Consider the following 12,824-nt stretch of genomic DNA (forward strand, 5'->3'; position numbering starts at 1 on the left):
GGAGGCTCGGGAGCTGTGAGCGCCAGTAGGCCCAGGGGCCTACCTGGAATCGAACCAGGAGAGAAGGAAGCCCTCGAATGGCCTCGCCGCCGGATGCGAGGAGAGCGGGAGAGCTGGAGTTTCAATTTGGAAGATTGAGAAGGAAGCCCTCCCATGGCCTCGCGGCCCCCACGGTATCAGGCGGGGATCAGCTCGTGCAGCGTCGCGGCGGTGTACACCCGCGAGCCCGGTGGGAGCTCGGCCGGGGCCTCCAGCCCGATGTAGGTGGTCCGCCCGGTCGCGGCGGCGGTGGCGGTGGCGGCTGCGGCGGCGGTGGCGGCTGCGGCGGCAGGGGCGGTGGCCTTCGCGCGCAGCAGGTCGGCGAGGTAGCGGACCCGGAGGTGGTCGCGTTCCACGATCGCGCGCACCAGCAGCGACGTGGTCACCCGGTTGCCCTCGACCTGGTTGAACCGGGGGTGGCCCTTCAGGTAGAGGTGCAGCCACTTGACCCGCCAGAGCCCGTCGTCGCCGCGCAGGAAGACCAGCGGCAGGGCGATCCGGCCGGAGCCGCGCAGGTCCGACTTCATGCGCACGGTACGCGGCTCGAAGGGGCGGCCCTCCTGCTCGGCGTCCCTGGTCATGAAACCGAAGAACGCCTCGGCGGCCTCGTCGAACGGCTCCCCGGAGTAGATGTTGACCATCGGGATGATGATCGGCCGGGTCGCCTCGGCGAGGCGGACGTCGATGAACTCCGAGGCCCCGTCGGAGGCGTCGGTGAGGTCGCCCGAGTACTGCGCGAAGTCGCCCGAGTAGTTCGTCCAGGAGACCTGCTCCGGGTCGCCGTAGGAGGCGTCGAGCATGAGCGCCGACAGGTCGTAGTCGGTGCGCCGCTCGGCCTGGCGCCAGTGGACGAAGAACCTGAGCAGCTCCCCGTCCACCCGGGAGAGCGACCCGCGGGGGAGCATGCCGAGCCCGGGGGCGACCGCCTTGCCCGACAGGGGCAGGGCCACGTCGAGCACGCCGGGGTCGACGACGAGCTCGCCGGGGTCCGGGAGCCGGCGGGTGATCTCCTCGTCCAGGAGGGCGAGCAGCCGCTCCAGCGTCTCCCCGCCGAGCGGCGCGCGGCCGTCCGGCGTCGTCCACGCCCTGCCGTACCGGTTGACGAAGACGCGGCCGGCGGCGGGGGTGATCCGGTTCTGCAGGTGCTCGCGCAGGGAGAGCAGCACGCGGCCGGACGCCCGCCCGGCGGCCCCCGCGGCGGCGTCCAGGACGTCCGACGGGGACGAGCAGGTCCGCAGCAGGTGGTCGAGGCGGCGCAGCAGCGCGCCGGGGGCGTGCTCCAGCAGCCGGACGGCGTCGGCGGTACGGCCGGCCGACAGGGCGGCCTCCACCTGGCTGTCGAAGCCGGGGACCCTCCGGGTGCCCCTGGCCGTCTCGAAGACCTGGGCGGCCCGCGGGAACCGCGGGAACTCGTGCGGGTGCAGCCGCTCGCCGAGCCGCTTCCACTGCTCCCGGTGGCGCGCGACGTCGCCGTGCTTGGCCGGGGGCAGGCCGTCCAGCGCGGCCAGGAGGGCGCGGCGCTCGGCGCGGCGGAACGAGCGGAACCGGGTGGGCGCGGCCAGCGTGACATCGCCGCCGGAGGCGCCGCAGGCCAGCCGGAGCACGTCGGTCACCGTGTCGACGAGCAGGGGGAGACCGGCGGCCAGCCGTACCTCGTTGACGACGGCGCGGTTCTCGCGCACGGGGACGTGCTCCGGCTGCTCGGCGCAGAACGAGGCCAGCGCGCGCAGGGCCGCCAGGTCCTCGGCGGCGAGCGGCGCCTGCGAGCCCGCCAGCGAGAAGTAGAGGTCGCGCGCCTCGAACTCCAGGCTCCCGCCCGGCTCCAGTACGGTCACCCGGTCCCCGGCCAGCGGGACCAGCTCCGCGTGCGCGGCCAGCAGCTCGGCGTAGGTGTGCCGGTAGCGGCCGTACCCCGGCAGGCTCAGCAGGTCGAGCGTCGACGGCCGGACCCGCGCGGCGGCGGGGTCGAGCGCGGTGACGGGGTCGAGCGCGGTGACGGGGTCGAGCGCGGTGACGGGGTCGAGCAGCGCCTCGCGCAGCAGGCCGGCCCAGAACTCCACGGTGTCGGGCACGTTGGCGGGGAAGTCGATGAAGTAGGCGTTGTGCCGCACGTGGTCGCCGACCAGCCCGCGGACCGCGGCCAGGACGCGCACGCCGAGGTCGACCACCGTCTCGCCGGGCAGCGCGGCGAGGCGCGCGAGCAGGGCCGGCGAGCACGTGAACCCCACGCTCAGCAGCGCGGCGTCGAGCTGCCGGGCGGCCGTCTCGCCCCAGCCCGGCGCGGCGTCGGCGGGAACGTCGAGGGGGACCCGCAGTCGCCTGGCGATGACCAGGCTTTCCAGGGCGAGGTTTTCCGGAGCGAGGTTTTCCAGAGCGTCCACGGATGCACCTTATAGGCGGATAGGTGAGGCAATCGGGTGATCCGGACGCGGAGGTCCACGAGCGGCGGCTGCCCTGCGTCGTCGCGCTGGACGAGATGGCCGCCCCGCTCTCGGGCGTGCGGGCCGCGGCGGGCGGGCAGGACGTCCTCACGTCGGCTTCGAATTCCGCGAATCACCCGCAATCCACAGAATTCGACAATCGCTCAATTCTGCCGTCTTGCGAGCTGTACGCTCATGCCGGATTTCCCCCCGATCAAGGACGTGATTCGTCGGTGGCTGACCAGCGAGGCTTGGAGTCGATGAGTGCGTACGAGCGTCGATCCTGGGACCTGAGCCTGAGGCGCCTTCATGAGCCACCGCACAAGGCGCTCATGCCCAGGAAGGTTCGGGAATTCGCAAGCACGTCGGCCGATAAGGCCGCTCATTTCGCTGACGCGCACCTGCCGACGGCGAAGGTCAAGAGCATTGCGGAAAAGACCCTGAACGGGACTCTGGAACTCATCTTCAAGCCTGCCCTCTGCTCCGCGAGTTCCCAGAACGCACTGCGCGGGTACGCGAAGGAGCACCCGACCGTACGCACGCTGGAGGACCTGAAGAAGCTCGACCTCGAGGACCTCGACCGGTTCCGGCGCCGCAAGGGGCTGTACGTCACGACCTCGGCGGCGCAGGGGGCCGCCGCATCGCTTGTCGTCACCGGAACGGTGGTCTCGTCGACGGTCAGCGGAGGAGTGACGTCGGGCGCGGCGGTCGCTGCGATCGCGGCCGACGCGGTGGCCTCGTTGGCGATGATGGGCCGCAGCGTCGGCTCGGTGGCGGTGAGGTACGGATACGACGTCCGGCTTCCCGACGAAGAGCTGTTCGCGATGGGCGTGCTGTCCTTCGGGATGGCCGGCACGCTCGAAGCGAAGCAAGCGGCGCTCATGGCGCTGTCACGCCTCACGCAGCAGATGATGCGGAGGGCGACATGGAAGCAGCTCAATGAACATGTCCTCGTCGCGGTGATCGGGCGCGTTTATCAAGCGCTCGGCTTCCGGCTGATAAAGCGGAAGCTCGCTCAGACGGTGCCGCTCGTCGGGGTCGCGATCAACGCCGCGCTGAGCGCGAACATGACCCGGCACGTGTATCAGCGCGCGGAGGACGTCTACCGCATCCGGTTCCTGTCGGAGAAGTACGGCCTTGATCCGCAGGAATGGCTTCAAGACGCCACTCATGTCTACGACGATCCGGAGCCCGGAACGGATCTGCCGGATTTCGCCGGGATCCTCGATGAGGACAGGCAGCCACCGGTACCGCGTTCGTAGATCTCGATTCGTTCTGCCGAGAGCGCGCCCTCGGCTGCGTCATGGCGATGTCGGCCGATCTTCCCCTGGCCGCGCCGTGCGCGAGGGCACCGAACCGATCGGTCGCCGCCGTGCCGGGCCCGCAGGGCGGTCGGCGGTGACCCGTCGTGTCCGCACCTGGGAAGTGCGGGTCTTCACGGCTTGCGGGCGACCCCGCAGAACTGGGACACCTCTTCGGGCTCACCCCACGGGTCGGCCTCGGCGCGCCAGCGCGAACAGGACACCACGCCGGGTTCCAGGAGCTCCAGCCCGTCGAAGAACGTCGCGAGATGGCGGCGGTCGCGGGCCACGATCGGGGTGCCGCCCACCTCCATGAACCGCCGCATCGCCTCGTGCATGGCCTCACCGTGGACCTCGGCCGTGGCGTGCGCGATCGCCAGGTGACTGCCGGAGGGCAGGGCGTCGACCAGTTCCCGTACGACCTTCCCCGCCTCGGCGTCGTCGACGAGGTGGTGCAGGATGCCCAGCAGCATCAGCGCGACGGGCCGGGTGAAGTCGAGCGTCTGCGCGGCGACCCGCAGGATGTGCTGCGGGTCGCGCAGGTCGGCCTCGATGTACTGGGTGCGGCCCTCGGGCGTGCCGGCGAGCAGGGCGCGGGCGTGCGCCAGGACGATCGGGTCGTTGTCGACGTAGACGATCCGAGCCTCCGGGGCGATCCGCTGCGCGACCTCGTGGGTGTTGTCGGCGGTGGGCAGGCCCGTGCCGATGTCGAGGAACTGGCGGATGCCCGCCTCTCCCGCCAGGTGCCGTACGGCCCGGCCCAGGAACGCCCGGTCGGCGCGGGCCGCCTCGACGATGCCGGGGATGAGCTGCTTGACCATCTCCCCGGCCTCGCGGTCGGCCGGGTGGTGGTCCTTGCCGCCCAGCCAGTAGTTCCAGATGCGGGCCGAGTGCGGCCGGTCGAGGCCGAGGTCACGCGGGGCGCCGGATTCGCGGGGGGTGTCCATGGGCCAGGTCCATTCATGCGGGGGTTCGCGCCGAATACGACCGTCTCAGTTGATCATGTTCACGCGTGCCGCGGCAAGCCCCGTACGCCTTCCGCCTTCCGCCTTCCGCGCCCCGGGCCGGTCCGTGCCCCGCGTCACCACCGTTCGTGCCGGACCGCGGCGCTCAGCGGGGCGCGGCGGCGCCAGCCGTGCCGTTCCAGGTCGGGGGCCGGTTCGACGTGGGTGACCGGTCCCAGGCAGAGCCAGGCCACCGGGCGGATCCCGGACGGGATGCCGAGCAGGTGCCGGACGAACGGCTCGCGGTAGAACGAGACCCAGCCGACGCCCAGGTCCTCGGCGGTGGCCGCCAGCCACAGGTTCTGGATGGCCAGGCAGACCGAGTACAGACCGGTGTCGGCGATGGCGTGCCGGCCCAGGACCGCGGGGCCGGCGCGCTCGGCGTCGTAGGTGACGACCACCGAGAGGCTCGACTCCAGCACGCCGTCGACCTTGATCCGGGCGAACCGCTCGGCCTCGTCCCCGCTGAGGGACGCCGCGAAGACGGCGCGCTCCCGCTGGACGTGGTCGTGGAAGGCGTGGCGGGTACCGGGATCGCGCACGAGGACGAAGTCCCAGGGCTGGGAGAGCCCCACACTGGGCGCCGCGTGGGCGGCGGCCAGCACGCGGTCGAGGACGTCGCTGGGCACAGGTCCGCCGTTGAACTGGGACCGTACGTCGCGGCGGCGGTGGATGACGTCGTAGAGGCCGGTGTTCACAGGGACGTCGTTCACAGGGCAGGCTCCCGCTGCTCGTGCCGCCCCTCGGAGGCGGCGGGTGGAGCGAGGCCGGTCTTCGGACTCTCGGATCAACGCCTGCGCCGTCCGCCTTCCCAGCCTCAAGGCCAGTGGCCGCACACCTGTGCGTGGACGGCAGCTCCCCGATCACCGCGGCGGGCCCGTGCCGGAGTCACACCGGCTTCCCGATTCTCCTCCCCGCGGGGAGGCACCTCGCGTCAGTTCGTGCCGGACGCGACTGTAGCGCAGTCCGAGGACACGGGGGCGGGAGGGCCTGTTGGGCAGGGAGCGGGTGCCCCCGGTGTTGAGGCGGGCCGTCGTGATCACGCGGAATCCCGCCGTCCAGCTCGCCGACGCCGTTGTTGGCGACCAGGATGTCGCCGAGCGCGAATCCGCGCACGGCGTCGATCTCGTGGATGCGCCTGGCCGCTGGCGCCGAAGTATGGGTCGTACCCCCAACGCTAGGAAGCAGGCAGGTGGCGCACATCGAACTTCGGACGCGTGTCCCGCGACCAAAGTCGGTGCGCTCCGGGACGGATAGGAAGCTCCTTCACGTCTTTGGCGGCGCCCCGAAGGGACTGAGCTCTCTGGTCAGCCCAGGCAGTCACAGGGCTATCACCTTCGATCCATCTTCCGCGGGACCGGTAGGTCGAACCAGACGCTGGTTCCGGTCTGGCCGGTGCCGCACAGCCGGGTCCACTGGGCACCGCAGCGTCCGTAGGTGAGTTCGGTGACGATGCGCAGTCCACGCCCACCGAGTTCCAGCTCGTCGATGTGGTCCGGGACGACGACTGGGCGGTCGAGAAGATGTTCGATCAGCTCGGCTCCCGCACCGGTGTCGACCACTTCCACCCTGACCGGCACGCCATGGTCGTGCAGGATCCGCAGCTCGTAGGGCCCTGGAGCGTAGCTGACCGCGTTGGTGGCCAGCTCGGTGGTCACGACCTCCAGATCGGCCAGTACATCGGCGGTGGTGGAGAACCGGGATAGGTGGTCGCGCAGCAGTTCGCGGGCGCGGCGGGCCGCGCTATCAGGCGGCAGGCACCAGGCGATCATCCGGAAGCGTTCACCAGGTCTGCCGGGAGCCGGGGCGGGAGCGCGCTCGGTGAACATCGTTGTTCCTATCCGTAGAGGACGAGAGCGGTTCTGCGGCTCCGAGGGTGGCGGGGCCTGCTGGGACTGGTGCCAGGGCCGGTGGCGAAGACCCGTGCTTTTCGCCACTGGCCCTGGGCTGCGGAGGCCGGTGTCCGTGAGGAAGGAACCGAAGCCCGGACACCGGCCGCAGGAGTGTCCACGCCAGGCACGGGGGAGCGCTGGACGCGGACGGGCCAGCAGGGTGGGAACTGGCCTGGCTGCAATCCTGCGGCAGAAGGTCTATGTACGGAGAGTCGTGTAGCGCATACCCTCCGCATGTCGGATGGATGATCGGCTGAGCCGATCACTTTGACCGATGGGGCACGCCGATACCGCTTCGATCGCGGCGGGCCACTGGTTACCGTGGAGCCAACGGACACTCAGCCGTGGAGGGGGGCTGCATGAACGTCAGCCACGCCAATGAGCGGGCCATCGACCCCGTGGTCTGGGAAAGCCCGCAGATGCGCCAGGCCTTGTCCGTCCGGGACATGGCCACGGTCTACCGGCTGCTGCAGAGGATCGGGATCTCCCAGCACCGCATCGCCGCGCTCACCGCCCAGTCGCAGTCGGAGATCTCGGAGATCCTCAAGGGCCGTCAGGTGATGGCTTACGAGGTGCTGGCCCGCATTGCCGACGGATTGGGCATTCCCCGCGGCTTCATGGGTCTCGCCTACGACGCGTGTGCGGGCAGTCTCGCCGGGCCGGTGGCAGAGCCACCGGGTGATGGTGACGAGGACGAGAAGGTACGGCGCCTGCTCGCCCGTGCCGCGCAGGTGAGCATCGGTGCGGCGGTGGAGGACACCGAGGGGTGGACGCAGCCCCTGCCCCTGGTGCAGACGCCTGTGCCGCAAAAGATCGGCCTGGCTGATGTTGAGCAGATCGAGGCGGTGACCCGCACGCTTCGCGCGCTGGACTACCAGCACGGGGGCGGTATCTGCCGGGATGCGGTGGTGGCGCAGCTGGCCTGGTCACAACAGCTACTGCACGCCACCTGCTCACCACAGGTCGCTCTGCGGCTGCATCAGGCGCTGGCGGACCAGCACAACCTGGCGGGCTGGACCTCCTTCGACGTCGGCCTGTACGGCCCGGCTAGGAATCACCTGGCTCGCGCGCTGGAGCAGGCTAAGCACGCTGGAAACCCTTCCCTGGCGGCCAATGTCCTCTATCGGATGGGCCGTGTTCACCTGCACTGCGATCGTCTCCGGGACGCGCTGCGGTTCTTCCAGCTCGGCCAGATCTGTGCGCAGGACGCCAGCTGCGAGCGGACGGTGGCGATGCTGTGCGCCAACGAGGCATGGGCTTATGCGCTGCTGGGAGATGCCGAGCTCGCGCTGAAGTCACTCCACAGGGCACAGGATGAGTTCGCCCGCTCCTGCGACCACCCGTTCCCCGTCTGGGTGAGCTTTTTCGGCCCGGCCGACCTGGACGCTCTGAGCGGCATGGTCCATGCCGGCCTCACCGATGACCATCTCGATGTCGCCGTGGAGTTCCTCACCACCGCTCTTCGGCAGCGCGAGGCGAGCATGACGAGAAGCAGAGCCTTCGAGCTGACCGCCCTGGCGACAGTACAGCTACGCGCTGGCGAGATGGGCAGCGGAATCGGCAACGGCCACCACGCTGTCGTCCTGGCGACCCAGATCCGTTCGAAGAGGATCATCGATCGTCTCGCGCCTCTGCACGCAACCGCCACCAATCTGGTATCCGATTCCGATGCCCGGGACCTCGCCCAGCGCATCACGACGGTGCGCGCGGCATGACAACGACCACCGACGACGCGGGCGGCCTTACCCTCGATCGGCTCCGCACGCTGCTAGCAGCAGCCTGTGAGCAGGCAGCTCTACCGTCTAACGGTGCCGAGCTGATCAAGTTCACCAACAACGCCGTCTTCCGCCTCCACCAGGCCCCCGTCGTGGTGCGCATCGCCGGATCCACCGCCGCACGCGTCCGCGTGCCAACGGTGGTGCAGGTCGCCCGCTGGCTGGAGCAACATGACTTCCCGGCGGTACGGCTCCTGCCCGATGCCGAACAGCCGCTGCAGGTAGAGGGTCACCTGATCACCTTCTGGCAGTACGTACCGGAAGTGAGGCCGCGCCCCGGCGGTGCCGACCTGGCCGCACTGCTCCGGCGCCTGCACACCTTGCCCGATCCGTTGCAGAGCCTGCCACGGTGGCGGCCGATGACCGAGATTCGCCAGCGGCTGGCCGAACCCGAAGACCTTTCTTCCAGCGACCACGCCTTTCTCCTGGACGAGTGCGACACGCTCGAAGCGCAACTCGCCGCGCTCTGCTACGCGCTTGCGCCGGGGGTCATCCACGGGGACGCGTTCCTTGGCAACGTCATCGCTGGCCTCGAAGGCCCCGTACTGTGCGACTTCGACAGCACGACGATCGGCCCACGCGAATGGGACCTGGCCCCGGTAGCAGTCGGCAGCCTCCGGATGGACTACCCCGTGGGTGAGCACAGCGCACTCGCCGAGAGCTACGGCTTCGACGTGACTCAGTGGGAGGGATTCCCTGTCCTGCGGAGGCTCCGTGAGCTGAAGCTGGTGACCAGTGTCCTACCCGTCCTCCGGAGCAACCCACGGATACGGCCACAGTGGGAACACCGCATGCGCAGTTTCAAGGCTCGAGACATGATTGCCCGATGGCAGCCATATCGGTGATTACGCTGCCTCCGATAGCCTGATGTTTGCCCGGACAGCATCAGCTTGCACCAGTCGAAGCAACGACATCACTGACGGTAATCAACCGGAAGTGCTTGATCCATAGATCTTGACGATCTCTCGGCGAACAGGTTCGCCATCTGTAGAGCTTGTACTACCGAGCTTCTCCGCTGTCCGGAGGCCACCCATCACCTCGACACCCAGTATGAACTGGGAAGGTCGCTGGGACCGGACGCTGCCGCATGACTGTGGACATCACGGCTTAAAGATCAGCGGGTGTCTACATACGAACTTAGTGATCGTTTACCAGGCCACTAGACATAGCTGGTAGAACTGAGTTCACAGAAGAGTGCATGACCGGTGTCTCCAGGAGCCGGCTCTGTTCTGGAGGACCCTTGCCTTGAGGTACCGCTACGTAGTCGACGATGTAGCTTGCGGACGTGATCCGCAGCGGCGGAGAGAGACCGCCGTGATCTGGGCGCGTATAGTCGCGGCCTCCGAATCCGGAGATCCCCTCCGAGAACTTCTGGCCTGGTCTGGCGACGGGGTCTGTGATATCCGCGCCTACTACGCCAATGAAGGGTTCCTGGAACGCTTCAAGAGCCACAATGCTCTGGAGCTGCTGTCTGTGGTCATGGGATGGACGATCAGAGAGCTGCATGCTCAGGTGGGGGCAAGGTCCGAAGCTATCGAGATCATCCGGGCTGTTCTTCTGACGCTAGCGGATGAAAAGAGCGAGAGGCCCTCGAGGAGCGTAACGCGAGAAGCTGGAGTCTCAATATCGGGGGCGCCCTACCATGATCGTATTGGGAAGCCTCGAATGGAGATCATCTCGTTCGTCGATGTCCAGAGATCGGAAATCCTTAATATCGGCAATGTTGATCGCAGCCCGACGCGAAATCTGGAGTCGGAGGGAAACATCATGGACAGGATTGTCCGTGCCCTTGCAGACGCGGGATACCCGATGGGGATCTCATTGCTGGTAGAGAAAGTTGGCGGCGGAATTGACTCGGCGGACCTAAAGCGAAAAATCGGCATCGATGCAAGGTTCATCCGAAGTGATGTGGATATGTGGGCGTTGGCCGAATGGGGAATGCCAGCATATAAACCGATTAGAGATCTCATAGCCGATTTGGTGGATGGACATGGAGGGGCTATCTCCTCTAATGAGGTCGTAAGAGTGCTCACTCGAGACTTCTCCATAAAGGAATCGAGCCTGCGGCAAGCTATGTCGTCTCCGCCTTTTGGCGTGCGCGACGGAATGGTTAGACGCCTTTCCGACGTTGAAAATGGAAAATCCCACTACTCTCATGCCATACACGATGGCAGTGGCGACGAAGATGGGCCGTCCGCAGATGATCTCATCGGGTTGATGGGACTTTAATGCAGGGGAAGCAGGCTCTTCGAAATGCGGACCTTCGAGATGAGTATCGTAGCGACCGCGGTGATGTAGTCAGAGCGTTCTATATGCCGGCTCTAGCTGTAGCGCGGCAATACGATCGAGCGGTCGGGTACTTTACTGCTTCAAGTCTTGCTGTTCTCGGTAAAGGTATGGACGACTTCATTCAGCGCGGAGGTACGATGCGTATCGTTGCCTCACCTTACCTCGAACCAGACGACGTGGCTGATATTGAAGCCGGATACGAACTTCGTTCAGTGCTGGAACGCGCAGCTATCCGTGATCTGGAGCGTGCAGCAGAGAGCCGTCAAGCTGCGGTAGGTCTCGGCAAACTCGGCCGCCTGGTTAGTGAGGGCAGGCTTGATATCAAGCTGGCGTATGTATCATCCGGCAATCGCGTTGGAATGTATCACGAGAAAATCGGCATCTTCCGTGATGATAATGATCTTGTGGCCTTTAAAGGCAGCGCCAACGAGACTCTGTCTGGGATGGTCGGTAATTTTGAGTCCATAGAAGTATTTCGCAGCTGGGATGATCGGGACGCAGAGCGGGCGCTCCGTATCAGTAGAGATTTTGAGGCTCTATGGCAAGACAGAACCAACTTCCTTCGCGTTATCAACTTCACTGAGGCCGTCAGAGTTGTCACCGAGAGGTATCCCTCGGGTCTGGCGAGTGTCGGCGATATAGACGAGATTCCTGCCGATGGGGCCCCCATCTCTATTCCCAGGCAGGATGTCCCTGGGCTGTTGAGGATTCCCGAGAATTTGAACGTTCGGGACTATCAGAAGACGGCTGTAAGAAACTGGCTCAGCGAAAAAGGGCGCGGAATCTTCCGCATGGCAACGGGCACAGGTAAGACACTTACTGCGCTTACGGCAGCAGCCCAACTTGCGAAGGCTATGCAGAAAACCAATCAGTCGCTGCTCACTGTGGTAATCGTCCCCTACCAGCATCTAGTTGATCAATGGTCAAAGGACATCAGCTGGTTTGGAGTCGCACCGATCCGTGCGTATGAGTCAACGGCTGCTTGGTACCGTCATGCTTCGAACCTCCTCGACACCCTTATGCTCGGCTCTGCGAGCTGCGGGGTCATCGTCACAACGAACAAGACTTTTGGGGAAACGCACTTTCAGAACATCCTAGATCGCTACAGTGGGCAGCTACTAGTTATCGCGGATGAAGTACATAACCTTGGGGCAAAACACCTCCGGACGAAACTTCCCCTTCGGGCGAACTATCGCCTTGGCCTATCTGCCACGCCAGAGCGATGGTTTGACGATATGGGCAGCGCCGCGCTCACCGAATACTTCGGCAACATGGTATTCGAGATGGGGATAGGAGATGCGATCAAAGCTGGAGCACTGTGTCGTTACACCTATACGCCGGTTCTCGTAGAGCTGGATATTGAGGAAACCGAGCTATACGCCGACGTCACAGAGAAGATCGCAAAGATCCTTGCCTCGCAACAGTTTACTGAAGACGTAGATGATGACAGCCCGCTTGGTGCGCTACTCCGGAAACGTTCCAATATTCTTGGCCATGCGCGCGCAAAACTGCCGGCACTGAGAAGCCAGATTGAGAAGCGGCAGGATAGTTGGTATCAGCTGTTGTACTGCGCTGAAGGCCGACATCCGCTCGCGTACGAGGAGGGGGCACGGGAGGAGGATACGCAGCTAGACCAGGTGATGAATCTTCTGGGCAACGAACTCCGTATGCCAGCAGCGAGATACATTGCTGAAACTAAACGTGCGGAGCGGCAAGAGGTTTTGCGGCGATTCGGCGCGGGAGATGATCTCCAGATTTTAGCGTCCATGCGCTGTCTGGATGAGGGTGTCGATGTTCCCGCTGCGCGTACCGCTTACCTGCTTGCCAGTTCGTCCAACCCCCGCCAGTTCATTCAGCGCCGGGGACGTGTCCTCAGAAAAGCAGCAGGTAAGAGCATGGCTGATATCGTCGACTTCATTGTCATGCCGCCTGAAGGATCTGGCATCGTCCACTACGAGACCGAACGGCGCATGGTTGCTCGAGAGCTAACGAGGGTTACCGAGTTTGCGCACCTTGCGGAGAACGAAGCTGAAACGCTCGATATCCTACGGCCATTGCGGATCCGCTATGGGCTGCTTGATACTTAGGAAAAACCAACTGTTTG

9 protein-coding genes and 1 riboswitch are annotated in these 12,824 nt (G+C 65.8%); of the genes, 5 read left to right on the forward strand and 4 right to left on the reverse strand.

Features of this window, described 5'->3' with window-relative positions:
• Window positions 1-176: 176 nt before the first annotated feature.
• Window positions 177-2,420, reverse strand: a complete 2,244-nt coding sequence (locus tag IEZ07_RS00265) for a TerD family protein (protein ID WP_239319196.1) — start codon at window positions 2,418-2,420, stop codon at window positions 177-179.
• 23 nt (window positions 2,421-2,443) lie between these two features.
• Here IEZ07_RS00265 and IEZ07_RS00270 point away from each other — a divergent pair, with 23 nt between their 5' ends.
• Window positions 2,444-3,721: an EcsC family protein gene (locus IEZ07_RS00270; RefSeq protein ID WP_191892941.1), complete on the forward strand. Its 1,278-nt coding sequence runs from the start codon at window positions 2,444-2,446 to the stop codon at window positions 3,719-3,721.
• Window positions 3,722-3,894: 173 nt separating this feature from the next.
• Here the strand turns inward: IEZ07_RS00270 and IEZ07_RS00275 are convergent, their stop codons facing one another.
• The 3 genes from IEZ07_RS00275 to IEZ07_RS00285 form a co-directional block, all read right to left on the reverse strand.
• Window positions 3,895-4,707, reverse strand: coding sequence for an SAM-dependent methyltransferase (locus IEZ07_RS00275; protein WP_191892942.1), 813 nt, complete (start codon window positions 4,705-4,707; stop codon window positions 3,895-3,897).
• Between the two features lie 134 nt (window positions 4,708-4,841).
• A complete protein-coding gene (gene bluB, locus IEZ07_RS00280) occupies window positions 4,842-5,477 on the reverse strand; it encodes a 5,6-dimethylbenzimidazole synthase (protein ID WP_239319198.1) in 636 nt (211 codons plus the stop codon).
• A gap of 35 nt (window positions 5,478-5,512) precedes the next feature.
• A riboswitch (cobalamin riboswitch) is annotated at window positions 5,513-5,711 on the reverse strand.
• 384 nt (window positions 5,712-6,095) lie between these two features.
• On the reverse strand, window positions 6,096-6,593 hold the full coding sequence (locus IEZ07_RS00285) for an ATP-binding protein (RefSeq protein ID WP_191892943.1): 498 nt from the start codon (window positions 6,591-6,593) through the stop codon (window positions 6,096-6,098).
• Window positions 6,594-7,015: 422 nt separating this feature from the next.
• Here IEZ07_RS00285 and IEZ07_RS00290 point away from each other — a divergent pair, with 422 nt between their 5' ends.
• The 4 genes from IEZ07_RS00290 to IEZ07_RS00305 all read left to right on the forward strand — a co-directional run bounded on the left by IEZ07_RS00290 (window position 7,016) and on the right by IEZ07_RS00305 (window position 12,807).
• Window positions 7,016-8,371 carry a helix-turn-helix domain-containing protein gene (locus tag IEZ07_RS00290; RefSeq protein WP_204054186.1) on the forward strand — a complete coding sequence of 452 codons (1,356 nt, stop codon included), beginning with the start codon at window positions 7,016-7,018 and terminating at the stop codon, window positions 8,369-8,371.
• Complete coding sequence (locus IEZ07_RS00295) at window positions 8,368-9,276, forward strand: phosphotransferase enzyme family protein (RefSeq protein WP_191892944.1); 909 nt, start codon at window positions 8,368-8,370, stop codon at window positions 9,274-9,276. Before IEZ07_RS00290 ends, IEZ07_RS00295 begins: the two co-directional genes overlap by 4 nt.
• A gap of 400 nt (window positions 9,277-9,676) precedes the next feature.
• The gene (locus IEZ07_RS00300) at window positions 9,677-10,660 is read left to right on the forward strand and encodes a hypothetical protein (RefSeq protein ID WP_191892945.1); all 984 of its coding nucleotides are present in this window, start codon (window positions 9,677-9,679) and stop codon (window positions 10,658-10,660) included.
• Window positions 10,661-10,827: 167 nt separating this feature from the next.
• Window positions 10,828-12,807 carry a DEAD/DEAH box helicase family protein gene (locus IEZ07_RS00305; protein WP_204054187.1) on the forward strand — a complete coding sequence of 660 codons (1,980 nt, stop codon included), beginning with the start codon at window positions 10,828-10,830 and terminating at the stop codon, window positions 12,805-12,807.
• Window positions 12,808-12,824: the final 17 nt, after the last annotated feature.

Origin of the sequence: Planomonospora parontospora (assembly GCA_014647935.1) — a bacterium.
Lineage (GTDB): Bacteria > Actinomycetota > Actinomycetes > Streptosporangiales > Streptosporangiaceae > Planomonospora > Planomonospora parontospora.